The sequence below is a fragment of the Azoarcus sp. KH32C genome (genome assembly GCF_000349945.1).
Classification (GTDB): domain Bacteria; phylum Pseudomonadota; class Gammaproteobacteria; order Burkholderiales; family Rhodocyclaceae; genus Aromatoleum.
The window spans coordinates 2,624,738-2,637,667 of record NC_020516.1 but is presented as its reverse complement, the minus strand read 5'-3'; the positions used below and the strand labels follow the sequence as shown (position 1 = coordinate 2,637,667).

Here is a 12,930-nt window from a genome sequence, read left to right as displayed (position 1 = left end):
CAAACAGGTCAGACCGACCGGCTGAGAGCCTGGCTAACCTGAGGGCCGACCACACGGGGTGTCGCGGCTGATCCCCGCGCCCCGGTCGCGCCGATGAACGATCGAGGCCAGCCGGTGCGGTTAATCGCAGGGCCCCGGCACGACCGTGCCGAACAAGGCCGATTAGGGAAAGGCAGTCTGCTCTGTCTTTGTCCATGGCGATGTCGGCAGTCGAAAAGGCCGGTCACGCGTATGCGTGATCGCGGAGGGCTGAAAATGAGTACGTGATCGACGTCAGGATCGGCCTGTGGCCGGTCTGCAAGGAACTGGGTTGACGGGAAGTCCCTTAGGAACTGGCAAAGCTGAACGCCTACGTCGCTGCGATGGATCCGTTCAATCTCAACCCGATCGCCGCGGACACCTTGGCCGCCCGTGGTGAGAAAGTCGTCAATATCAATACTTCAGGCGAGTTTCTGACTGATTGGCCTGTCGTGCCGACATCAAACCGGATCGGCACGCAGATCAACATCGAAAACTTTCACGAGGGCGTATCGGGTATTGACCTGCATTCCCAAGCCCTGCTGAACGCCTTCCTGCAAAGCAATCAAACTGCCGCCATTGATTCTAACGGGCAAGTTCAATCCTTGAACCGGGTCACCTATCAGCTCAATGATTTGTTGAAGATGATCTTCGACAAGAATTTGTTCGCGTTCGATACCGGCACGGCGAATAACAAGTACGAAAACTTCCTCGAACGCCTTGTCAAGCATCAAGCCGGGATTGAAGGAGCACTCCCGCCCGACAGCATGGTCGAGCGTTTCACGTCTGACTTGTGGAAGCTCGCCCAGGACGGCGGCCTCACGGTGAATGATGGCAACCAGAGCACACCCAACGAGCACCAGGTCAGCAATGCGCTGATCGCGCTCGCGATGCAAAAGTACTACGACGAGCAAGCGGACAGTACCGGCTACAAACGAGAGTTCTTCAATACGGTTGCCGGTGGTGTTCGCTTCGATATGGCCGATGTCGCGAAGGAATTCCAAGTGAGTTTCGATGCGCACGAGGCAATCGATCTTGCACAGGCTAAGGGTTTCAGCCTGTACTTGAAGTACTACCTCGCCACCGATGCCTTCACTGACGAAGAACGCGCTTTGATCAATTCTGTTCTACCGCGGCTTCGAGACTGGTACGTGCAGGCCGGCGCGATAGGCATGAATGCCACCGACACCTTTAGCCGGGGAGCCTTCATGCTCGGCGGTAACGGCAACGATATGTTGACCGGCGGCAACGAAGCCGACTTGCTGATCGGAAACGCCGGAGACGACGTGCTTGTGGGGGCCCAAGGCAACGATATTCTGCTCGGAGAGGTGGGCGCCGACAGCCTGTCCGGCGGAAGGGGCGGCGACACGCTCTTGGGTGGCGAAGGCAATGACAGCCTTGCTGGCGGCTCAGAGAACGATCTCCTCGTGGGCGGTGCCGGCAGCGATACCTATAGCTTTGCGGGAGGCGACGGCCAAGACATCGTCATCGACTCCGACGGCCAGGGCTGCATCCGCATCAACGGCGACGTCCTAAGCGGCGGCGAGCAGCTCGGGAGCCTCAGTCTCTGGCGCAGCGCCGACCAGAAGTACGTCTTCAGCGAGGTCGCCGGCGCCACCGGCACCGACCTGCTGATCCGGGTCGCGGACTCGACCGACACCCTGACCGTGCGCGACTGGCAGCCCGGCGGACTGGGGATTACCCTGGCCGAGGGCCCGCCCCCGCCCCCCGGCATTCTGGTCGGCGACCTTAACCCGGTGATCATTGACGGCCGCTACCTCCTCGACACCGCGATCACCGGCAGCCCCAATCTGGTCACTGACGGCCAGGCCCTGCCCGGCTTCGCCGACCTCCTGATCGGCGGCGCTGGTGACGATCAGATCGACGGCAAGGACGGCAACAACAGTTTGAGCGGCCAAGGGGGCAACGACCACCTGCTCGGCGGAGCAGATGCCGACCTCATCTCCGGAGGGGCCGGGGCGGACACCATCGAGGGCGGCGGCGGCACCGATCTCATCTTCGGCGGCGGCGACTACCGGGGTAACCTGACCACCGACCCGAACGTCTCCTGGCCACCCCCCGCCGGCACCTTCCCCTCCTGGAGCGGCCGCACCTGGTGGGCGGGGTGGACCGCCGACCAGGTGCTACTGGCCTACTACATCGGTAGCCCCGCCACCGCCGCCGACGGCGACGACGTCATAGACGGCGGGGCGGGCGATGACGTTATAGATGGCGATTACGGCAATGACATCATCGATGGCGGCAGCGGGGCCGACCAAATCTGGGGCAGCCGCGGCAACGACGTGGTGCGCGGTGGGGACGACGACGACTTCATCTATGGTGACGGCGTCATCACTGCCGGCGTGCCCCAATACGTTCCGCCCTCGGAGTTCGGAAACGACCAGATCGACGGCGGCACTGGCAGTGACACCCTGCTGGGGCAGGGTGGTGACGACCAGGTCTACGGGGGCATCGGTGCCGACATCTTGTTTGGCGATCTGCGCGAACTGGACTCGCAATGGCACGGCAACGACTACCTCGATGGCGGCGACGGCGATGACTTCCTGCTCGGAGAGGGCGGCGGCGACACGCTTGTGGGCGGCCTACGCAACGATCTGCTGGTCGGCGACGACTGGTATCCGAGCCTGTCCTTGTCCCGCCACGGCAAGGACTCGCTGGATGGGGGCAGCGGCCAGGACACCCTCATCGGCGGCGGCTTGGCCGACACCCTCGCGGGGGGCGACGGGGACGACTTACTTTTCGGCGACGCCTCCGACGGCAGCCTTGGCGATCAATGGCAGGGCGACGACAGTCTTGACGGGGGCCTCGGCAATGATGCCCTCTATGGCGATGGCGGCAACGATGCGCTCAACGGCCAGGATGGCAACGACACGCTGCAGGGCGGCGCCGGCAACGACACCCTGTACGGGGGCAATGACAATGACTCTTTGGACGGGGGAACCGGGGGCACGGCCGCCGATCCGCGCGCGGCCGATGTTCTGGACGGCGGTGCCGGCAACGATATCCTCTATGGCCGCGACGGCGGTGACCGTCTGGTTGGCGGCAGCGGTGTCGACAGCCTCTACGGTGGCGACGGCAACGATACCCTAGACGGGGGAGACGGTAGCGATCTCCTTCAGGGCGAAGCGGGCAATGACGCCTTGATCGGCCAAAGCGGTGCCGACACTCTGATCGGCGGCGTGGGTGACGACTATTACGATATTGGCAGCAACGCGGTTACGATCACTGAACAGGCCGACGAGGGATTCGACACGGTCGCCACCTCGCTGAGCACCTATACCACCCTAGCCAATATCGAGCGGGTAATCCTTAACGGCACCGGCCCGCAGACCGCGACCGGCGATGCCGCGAACAACGAGTTGATCGGCAGCGCGTACGCCAATTCCCTGTCCGGTGGCGACGGCAACGATACCTTGGACGGCGGCGGCGGGACGGATACCTTGATCGGCGGCAACGGTGATGACGTGTTTATTCTCCGTGGCGGCCAAGAACTCATCACCGAGACCTCCAAGGGTGGAATCGACACGGTCAAGTTTGATCAGACCTATACCTTGGCCGGTAATCTGGAAAATCTGATCCTGCTGGGCTCCGCCGGTATTTCGGGCAGCGGCAACGCGCTCAATAACGCCATCACCGGCAATGCCGGCGACAATTTGCTAAAAGGACTGGACGGCAATGATACTCTCGACGGGGGCGCGGGCATCGACACCTTGGTGGGCGGCTTGGGTAACGACACCTATGTGATCGACTCCCTAAGCGATGTCATCAGCGAATCCGCTTCTCAGGGGACCGACACCGTCCAGTCTTTCATGACTTATACGCTGGCGGCCAATCTTGAGAACCTCACCCTCGTTGGCGATGAAGCGATCAACGGCACCGGCAACAGTCTCGCCAACGTCATAACAGGCAACGCCGCGGCCAACGTGCTGGATGGCGCTGCCGGCACCGATACGCTCAAGGGCGGCGCTGGCGACGACCTGTACCTGGTGGATGTCGCCAGCGAAGCGGTGGTGGAAAACTCGAGCGAAGGCTACGACGAGGTACGTGCCTCGGTCAGTTATACGCTAAGTGCCAACGTCGAAAAGCTGACCCTGCTCGGTACCGCAGGGATCAGCGGCACGGGCAGCGTCGACAACAACGTGATGGTCGGCAATTCAGCCAACAACACCCTGGACGGTGGCGTTGGCGACGATACCCTCGACGGCGGCCCGGGGATCGACACCTTGATCGGAGGCGCTGGCGACGACACCTTCCTGATTGACAGCCTCAGCGAAACCGTCACGGAAAGATCGGGCGGCGGCACCGATACGGTCGTCGCCGGGTTCAGCTATACGCTTGGCGCCAATGTCGAAAACTTGGTATTGACGGGCACGGGCAATTTCACTGGCACGGGCAACGCGCTCAACAACAATCTTACTGGCACCGCCGGCAACAATCTTCTGACGGGCGGCGGCGGCAACGATGTCCTCGACGGCGGAGTCGGCGTTGACACCCTGATCGGCGGTACCGGAAACGATGTCTATTGGCTCGATACTTCCGCTGATGTCATCACCGAAAACGCCAACGAAGGCACCGACACGGTCGTTGCCGCGTTCGATTACACATTGAATAGCGTCTTCGAAAATCTGACGCTCGTCGGCACCGCCGCTACCACCGGCACCGGCAATGCGGCGGACAACCTCATGATCGGCAACGCCCTCGCCAATACGCTGACCGGATTCGTCGGCAACGATACCCTCGACGGCGGCGCGGAAGCGGATACCTTGACTGGCGGCCAGGGCAACGACACCTACGTCGTCGACCGGAGCGGCGACGTCGTGATCGAGAATCCCGGCGAGGGGACGGATATGGTGCAATCCTGCGTCGACTATACGCTCGGCGCCGATCTCGAAAACCTGACCTTGATCGGGACTCAAATGATCACCGGGACGGGCAATGATTTTTCCAACATCATAGTGGCCAATGCTGTGGGCAACGGGCTGCGCGGTCAGGGGGGGAACGATTCGCTCACCGGTGGGGCAGGCAACGATACGCTGGACGGGGGCAGCGGTATCGACACCCTGACCGGCGGCGTGGGCGACGACGTTTATGTGATCGACACCTTAGCCGATGTGATCAACGAAACGTCGGGCGATGGGGCCGATGAAGTTCAAAGCTACGTCACGTATACGCTGGGCTCCAGCCTGGAAAACCTGACCTTGCTTGGCACGGCGGTGATTAACGGCACCGGGAACTCCGGGAACAACGTTATTAGGGGCAATGCCGGAAACAACGTCATCGATGGAGGCGCCGGGTACGACACCATGATTGGTGGTTCCGGAGACGATACCTACTTCGTTAGCGACGCCCCCACGAGCACCTGGATCGGTCCTTTCCCTGAAAACGTGGTCGAATACGACGGCGAAGGCTACGACACGGTATTTGTCTCGATCGATCACTATTGGATGCCACAAAATGTCGAGAAAGGAGTCTTAATCGGGAGGGCTGTGAGACTTGATGGAAGATCAGACGGGAACGATTATTTAGTCGGAAATGCCTTGGACAACCAGCTCGACGGGAGCTCGGGAAACGACACACTTGATGGTGGAGCCGGCGCTGATTACATGCAAGGACAGGGGGGCGAGGACACCTTCTATGTTGATAACGCAGGCGATCAAATCGATGAACGCGCGTGGATCACGTGGACAGGGCTTCCTGCGGACTCGTATGACCGCGCCTATGCTTCGGTATCGTATGTGATGCAATCCTACAATTCGATCGAGGAACTGACTCTGACCGGAAGTGCTGCAATCAGTGCGACCGGGTCCGACCTATCCAATTTCTTGATCGGCAACGATGCCGTCAATGTGCTGTCCGGCATGGGCGGGGACGACAAACTTGATGGCCGCGGGGGCAATGACAACCTGGTAGGTGGTCTCGGCAACGATACCTATCTCTTGGGGCGAGGTAGCGGGACTGACACCGTCAGCGAAAACGACACAACGGCGGCGAATACCGACCTGGCTCAATTTGCGGCGGGCGTCACTACCGACCAACTCTGGTTCCGGCATGTCGGCAACGATCTGGAAGTGAGCATCATCGGAACCAGTGACAAGCTGGTTGTCCAGAACTGGTACGTCGGATCGGCCTATCACGTCGAGCAGTTCAAGACTGCCGACGACAAACTGCTGCTCGATACCAAGGTCGAGAATCTGGTCCAGGCCATGGCATCCTTCTCACCGCCACAAGCGGGCGAAACGAGCCTGCCGCCCACTTATCAGACGGCCCTCTCCCCCATAATCGCAGCCAACTGGCAGTAATTCCCATTGCGTCTAACTCCCCGCTATTTGCGGGGAGTACATTCCCATGTCTGCTCCAGCTGGCCGACCAGATGCCATGATTGATCAGCAGTGACGAATGTCTGTTATTAAGAAACGCGGCGGTATGAATGGCTGCTTTGGAGTCGATAACCGGGATGGCGGCTTGTGGCCGATCCAACCCTTCCGGCTGCTCGTCAGTAAGCGGCCGCTCGCCGCGAAATGCTCTCGGAGAGCGGCCGTGCTACCGTCAAATCTCGATCTGCTCAGAGATCTCCAAGGCATCATCGACCTCGATGCCAAGGTAGCGAACCGTAGACTCGAGCTTGGAATGGCCCAGCAGGAGTTGGACGGCCCGCACGTTCTTCGTCCGCTTGTAGATGAGCGTCGCCTTCGTCCGGCGCATCGAATGCGTGCCGTAGGCCGCAGGATCCAGACCGGCCGCCGTCACCCATTGTTCGACGATCCTTGCGTACTGCCGGGTGGACACATGCGGCGAGTCGTGCAGTCGGCTTGGGAACAGGAAGTCCTCCGGTTTCAGCTTCGCCGTCTCGATCCAAATCGCCACCGTCGTTCGCGTCGGCTCCGTCAGCTCGAACTGGACCGGCCGCTGGGTCTTTTTCTGAACGACCGCCGTACGGGACAGCACTTGGTTGCCGTGCGTGACGTCACGAACCCGCAGGGCGACGAGGTCGCATCCGCGAAGCTTGCTATCGATGGCCAGATTGAACATCGCAAGATCGCGAACATGGTGGGCGTTCTGAAGGTGAATACGGATCGCCCAGATGTCCCTGGGTTTGAGCGGTGCCTTCTGGCCCACCAGCTTTCCCTTGTTCCAGGGTTCCCGATGCTCGTAGGATTCCATTTCAGACTCCATGGCTGTTGATCGGAACCCGATTGTTACCGGGCCGTCCGCGCCAAGCGATCCGAGTGATTCCAACAACGACCTCCGGCAGATGAACTACTCCGAGATACTGGCGCAGCTGAAGGGGGCCTCCGCCTTCGATCTTTTCCGGCTTCGCGCAGCGATCGATCGTGCGCTCGACGAGCCGGCCTGGATGGTCGCGGTCCAGGCGCGGCTCCGTGCCGGGCAAACCGTCGAGTACTTTGACCCGCAGGCCAACGCTTCGCATGCCGGTCAAGTTCTCGAGCTACGGCGCAAGCAAGCGGTCGTGCTCGACAAGACGACGGGGCAGCGCTGGCTGATTTCCTATGCCGCGATCAATCTTGATGGTGCCGACGTCGAGATCCGCGAAAAGCCGCGGCAAGGACTCGGTCGCAACGAAGTGGCCATCGGTGATCGTGTGGGCTTTGTCGGCCGCGATCACAAAGAGCGCAGCGGTCGCATCATTCGGCTCAACGATATGACGGTGACCCTCGAATGCGAGCGCCAGCAATGGCGAGTTTCATACGGCCTCTTGCATAGGGTGGTCGATTCGGACGCGAACGTCGTCGATGGCGTGGAGATCCTTGGCCCGGCGGTTGGGCGGGCGGGTTCCGGAAATCGCTGACGGTCCCTCCAGCACGGGCGGCAGCGATCAAACGTCCGGGCACCATGCCGATAGAGTCGTCCCGGCCAGAAGCGGTCAGTGAGAGCTCGCGCCTCCAAGCGGACATCCGCCATCTGCATGTAGTATGCTGATCGCGTCCATTGGTTGCTGGATTTGCCGCTCTGTTATTGAGGGCGGTAAAAGTGCCATGACACGATAAGCCTCACCGATAATGAACTCTGCAGGCACGTGATGCCTGATGAAACGGACTATAGCGGATGTTACGCAGCGGTCCAGGCGCCCTAGAACAAAGCTAGCCATTATGACGAACGAATTCACAATCAACAGGCAACAAGGGCAAAAAATCACCTCCCTTTGCCGAGAATGCCACCGCGAAACCAAGCACGAGGTCATCACCGAGGCGACACTGAGTGGATCTCACGGTCCGGCGGAGTACCCCATTGAATGGTCAATTGAACACCAGGTCATCAGATGTCTTGGCTGTGAAACGATTTCCTTTCGCAAAACGACGGGCTCCGACCAAGACTATGTGCAGGTCGGCGAGGACGAATGGGAGTACCAGCCCCTTATCGAGGTCTACCCGAACCCTCGCGAGGGGCGGCAGGCCCTGACAGACGCCTCGCTCTTGCCAGACAAGATCCAACGCATCTACGAGGAATCTCTGCAAGCCATTAATGACACGCAGCCCGTTCTTTGCGGAATTGGCATACGCGCCATTATTGAGACGGTCTGCAAGGATAAGAGCGCTACCGGAGGGGATCTCTTCAACAAAATCAATTCGCTCGTTGGGCTCGGTGTTTTGACGCAGGATGGCGCCAACATCCTTCACAAACTCCGTACTATGGGCAATGATGCGGCACACGAGGTTAAACCACACTCCCTGAAAGAGCTCGGCCTCGCCTTCGATGTAGTCGATCATCTGCTTCTCGGCGTATACATCCTGCCAGAGCATGCGAAGAAGACCTTCAAGTGAAGGCTACCGGGTAAGCGGTCATTGACCATGGCCGGGGGTTGAGCGACGGGTATCTGGCGCATTGCCGCCCGATACCGACCACCCGGTCACCGGCAGGTCAGGCCGATCTCCTGCCTGACTGGCGCCCCCCTCCCCTCCAGCTACCCGTTTCGCACCCCACAATCATCGCCTACCATGCACTGCGGAATCCCGATTTCCGATTGCATGCATTCGACGAATCACGCTCTCGGCGCGAACGCGCCGTGCCCCCGGCTACTGCCAAGGAGGAGTCCATGCCGTTCATGCTCAAGATTCAGTGGGACATCAAGGCCGGACAGGAGGCCCCGGGTGAGCCAATGGACGGAGATCTACGCGACCGACGAGGCGTTCGAGGCGCACCTTGCCAACGAGAAGGGCAAGGGGCCGCTGGCGAAGGTGATCGAAGCGTGCGACAAGATCACCTGCCAGTGCTGGGGAAACCCGAACGGGCGCTCGAAGGAGATCCTTGCCGGTTTCGGGACGACGTATCACGAGACTGCGGAGAACGCCTTCGTGCTCAATCCGCGGGCTGACAAGGACTCGCGGATCTAGTCACCAGCGTCACCCCCTCAACCGCCGCGATCGTCGTTCCGATCCTGGCGACGGTCGTCATCGTCGTCCCGTTTGCGGCGGCGGTCGCGTTCGCGGTCTTTGTCGCGATCGTGGTCCCGGTCACGATCCCAGCGGCGGTCGTCGTCGCGGTCGTAACGGCGGTCACGATTGTCGTCGCCGCGCCATCCTTCGCCGCGGCCCTTGAACCGGGTCTCCCTCGGGTAATGGCTCCTGGGAAGGTCCACCCACGGCCCCGACCGCGAATTCGCGTAGCGCCAGCGGGAGTTGTCGTAGTAATAGAAGAAGCCGCCGTAGTAGTAATACGGCTCGACATCCAGTTCCACGATCGTCGGCAGTGGTGGAGCCACGACCACGGCGGGGCCACGCCCCGCAGGCGCCACGACGCATGCATTGAGCAGGAGCGCAGCGAGCGATGCAACGATGATTTTCTTGTGCATTTGCGTTCTCCCGAGCTGGCGAGGGCAGCGGATTGGGTCATCCGACTACCAACCTAAGATTAGATGTCTACTGACAAACAATCAGTAATCAAAGATGTTCTTGAATAACGGCCTTACCTATTAAGGCATGCTTTAATACGACAACCGTTAATTCAAGAATCCTTTAACATGAAGCGAACGACGGGTACGGCAGAAGCTGAACACGAGTTTCCCGACGGCCAGCGCCGCCGTGAAGGTGCTGGCGGATCTGGGCATCGTGACTGAAATGACGGGGCAGAAGAAGAATCGCAGTTACAGCTACCAGCCGTATATCGAGCTGCTGTCGCGGTAATCCCGGCCTGCGCCGCCGCAGCCTTCTGGGGCCGCCTTCATCGCTTGTTCGCCAGGGCCAGCGTGGCCGGAGAACCCGGATCGGACAGGCTTATACCGGACGAGGACGCACGGTCACGCACCTTCTCCTCTTCGGCGTATCGCATTTCAGCGATCAAGGAACCCGATGCCCGCCAATACAAGAAGGCCGCGACGAGCGAGAACAGGATCGCCGCGCTGATGGCGTAGCGCAGCGAATGCTGGCCCATGCCGAAGCGGACGATCAGGGTCTCGCTGATGAAGCCGGTCACGGTCGGCCCGAGGCCGAGCCCGACGAGGTTGGTTACGAGCAGCGTCACTGCCGAGGTCAAGGCGCGCATGTTCGGCGCGACGAGCAGTTGCGGCACCGCCACCACCGGGCCGTAGTAAAACGGCAGCAAGGTGAAAGCCACTGCGCCGAAAGCCAGTGAGAGCGTTGTCGATTCGACCAGGTACTGCGCGAGCGCCATCGGCACGAAGATCAGGCCGCCGAAGGTGAGCACCCGCAGGCGCAGGCGGGCGTCCCGCTGCCCGAGGCGGTCGGACAGCCAGCCGCCGAGGTACATCCCGATGCCGCCGCCGATGCCATTGACCAGGGCGAGATAGACCGAGACCTCGCCGATCGACATTTCGTGCACCCGCGTATAGAACGGGGCGCTCCAGTTCATCACCGAATAAGAGACATAGGCGTGCAGCGCCGCACCGGCGATGAGAAACCGGTAGCTGCGCAGGTGCCACAGTGTCCGCAATGCGTCGACAAAGCCGGGCTGCGAATCCGCGACGTCGGCCGAACGATCAAAGCGGCCGCGGACCGGCTCGCGGATCGCAAGCAGGACGATCGGCACGAGGAGAAGCCCCACGACGCCGATCACGCCGAAGCTCTTGCGCCAGCCGAGCGTCTCGGCAAGTATCCCCGCCGACAGGAAGCCGAACATCATCCCGACAGGCAGCGACAGCCCCAGGATTGCCATGGCGGTGGCGCGAGAGCGTGGCGGAAAGAGGTCCGCGATCATGGAATGCGACGCGGGGATGCTACCGGCCTCGCCGGCGGCGACGCCGACTCGCAGGATCACGAGGTGCGTGAAATTCGCCGCGACCCCGGTCAGGGCCGTCATTCCGCTCCAGACCGCGAGCGCCGCTGCGACCAGGCGCTTGCGAACCGTACGGTCCGCGAGGCGCGCGATCGGCAGGGACAGTGTCGTATAGAAAAGCGCGAACGACAGGCCGGTGAGCAGTCCGAGCTCGGTGTCGGACAAGCCGAGGTCGCGCTTGATCGGGACCTGCAGAATCGAAATGATTGTCCGGTCGATGTAATTGAAGGTCGACACCGCGAACAACAGGCCCAAGACGAACCAGCGTCCTGCAAGTTCATTCATCGCGCTTTTCCCTTCTTCATTGCCAGCCGGCCGTCCTGGCCGCGGTGATGCCGAAGGTCATTGCCATCGCCAAACCCCCGGCGTAGCCGACCCCATACGCGCCCCCGGCATCGCTGCCCGCCGCCAGCAGTCCCGGAACGGCCCTGCCCTTGTTGTCGAGAACCTGCGCGCCGGTGTCGATCGTCAGGCCGCCGAAGGTGAAGGTGATGGCGGGATAGACGATCAAGGCGTAGTACGGAGCCCGGTCCATCGGCAAGCACGACTCGGTGCGCGGCGGAGTCATGACCTCCCAGCCGTTGTTCGCCTGATCGTTGTAATAGGACAGCTCGCGCAGCATTGCCTCGCCGTCGAAGCCGTGGGCGGTGGCGAAATTGCCGAGTTCGGCATAGTTCTGCGCGATGATCCCCTCGCCGCCGTTTTCCATCGCGACGGCGAACTTGTCCATCGGAGGCGCTGTGGCGACGATCGGCTTGGTCGCGTGCTCGGCATGCACCCGAGCGTCCCACAGGCAGATGGCGCGCGCGTGCGGCTGCTGGACGGTGTGGTAGGTGTTGGTGTGGTCGCCGACGGATTCGTCGCAGAAGCGTTTGCCCTGTTCGTTGAACAGCAGGGCGTGGTCGCTGTGATACTGGGAGAGCATCGTGAAATAGCGCTCCTCCCCCCACGCGTTCGGCTTGCTGACCAGGTGCCCGTAGAACCCGCGGTTGGTCCCGCGCACTTCGCCGCCGGCCTCCCGCCCCAGGCGCAGCCCCGCGCCGTCGCTGTAAACGTTCGAGCGCAAGAGCATGTCGCGGGCGTTCTCGTGGATGTACTGCGAACGCAGCTCGGGATTCCCCTGGAAGCCTCCGGTTGCGAGCAGGGTCCATTTCGCATGGACGTCGATCTCGCCGTCCTGATGGACCGTTCTCGCCCCGGTGACGCGCCCTTCCTTGTCCTGCAGCAGCGTCGAGACCGTCGTTTCGAAGACGACGTGTCCGCCCGCCTTCTCGACCAGGTCGACGCAGCCCTTCAGGTGCTCGACGATATCGATCTGGTAGCCGTAGCCATGCAGCACTTTCATGGTTTTGGAGACGTCGACCCCGCGCCGGCGCAGCCACGCGATGGCCTCCGGATAGCGCTCACAAATTACCTCACCCAGCGCCGGCTCGCCGGCACCGTAGAGTTCCATCTTCTTGGGCGACGCAGCGGTCCACAGCACGCCGCCTGACAGGAAGGCGGAGCCGCCGATCTGCGGCGCCTTCTCGACGACAATGACCCGGGCGCCGCGCTCGGCGGCCCAGCCTGCCGCCGACAGTCCCGCCATCCCGGCGCCGACGACCAGCAAGTCACACTCGAGGACTTCGTAGCTCACCGATTGCT

The 12,930-nt window shown here is 61.6% G+C and carries 8 protein-coding genes; 4 read left to right on the top strand and 4 right to left on the bottom strand.

What is annotated here, in order from left to right; translation table 11 throughout:
* Positions 1-362: 362 nt before the first annotated feature.
* A complete protein-coding gene (locus AZKH_RS26345) occupies positions 363-6,338 on the top strand; it encodes a calcium-binding protein (protein WP_015435936.1) in 5,976 nt (1,991 codons plus the stop codon).
* Between the two features lie 247 nt (positions 6,339-6,585).
* Here AZKH_RS26345 and AZKH_RS11470 read toward each other — a convergent pair whose 3' ends face one another.
* Positions 6,586-7,200 (bottom strand): tyrosine-type recombinase/integrase, encoded by a 615-nt coding sequence (locus AZKH_RS11470; RefSeq protein ID WP_015435935.1) that lies wholly within the window; start codon positions 7,198-7,200, stop codon positions 6,586-6,588.
* 10 nt (positions 7,201-7,210) lie between these two features.
* On the opposite strand from AZKH_RS11470, the gene AZKH_RS11465 reads away from it, so the two are divergent.
* The 3 genes from AZKH_RS11465 to AZKH_RS11455 all read left to right on the top strand — a co-directional run bounded on the left by AZKH_RS11465 (position 7,211) and on the right by AZKH_RS11455 (position 9,389).
* A complete protein-coding gene (locus AZKH_RS11465; protein ID WP_231874400.1) occupies positions 7,211-7,846 on the top strand; it encodes a hypothetical protein in 636 nt (211 codons plus the stop codon).
* A 301-nt stretch (positions 7,847-8,147) separates the two neighbouring features.
* Positions 8,148-8,819, top strand: a complete 672-nt coding sequence (locus tag AZKH_RS11460; RefSeq protein WP_015435933.1) for a DUF4145 domain-containing protein — start codon at positions 8,148-8,150, stop codon at positions 8,817-8,819.
* Positions 8,820-9,146: 327 nt separating this feature from the next.
* Positions 9,147-9,389 (top strand): hypothetical protein, encoded by a 243-nt coding sequence (locus AZKH_RS11455; RefSeq protein ID WP_015435932.1) that lies wholly within the window; start codon positions 9,147-9,149, stop codon positions 9,387-9,389.
* Positions 9,390-9,406: 17 nt separating this feature from the next.
* On the opposite strand, the gene AZKH_RS11450 is transcribed toward AZKH_RS11455, so the two are convergent.
* From AZKH_RS11450 to AZKH_RS11440, 3 genes are all read right to left on the bottom strand, one after another.
* Positions 9,407-9,847 (bottom strand): hypothetical protein, encoded by a 441-nt coding sequence (locus tag AZKH_RS11450; protein WP_070099060.1) that lies wholly within the window; start codon positions 9,845-9,847, stop codon positions 9,407-9,409.
* A 368-nt stretch (positions 9,848-10,215) separates the two neighbouring features.
* Entirely contained in the window at positions 10,216-11,571 is a 1,356-nt protein-coding gene (locus tag AZKH_RS11445; RefSeq protein WP_015435931.1) for an MFS transporter, read from the bottom strand.
* A 16-nt stretch (positions 11,572-11,587) separates the two neighbouring features.
* The gene (locus AZKH_RS11440) at positions 11,588-12,922 is read right to left on the bottom strand and encodes an FAD-dependent oxidoreductase (protein ID WP_015435930.1); all 1,335 of its coding nucleotides are present in this window, start codon (positions 12,920-12,922) and stop codon (positions 11,588-11,590) included.
* Positions 12,923-12,930: the final 8 nt, after the last annotated feature.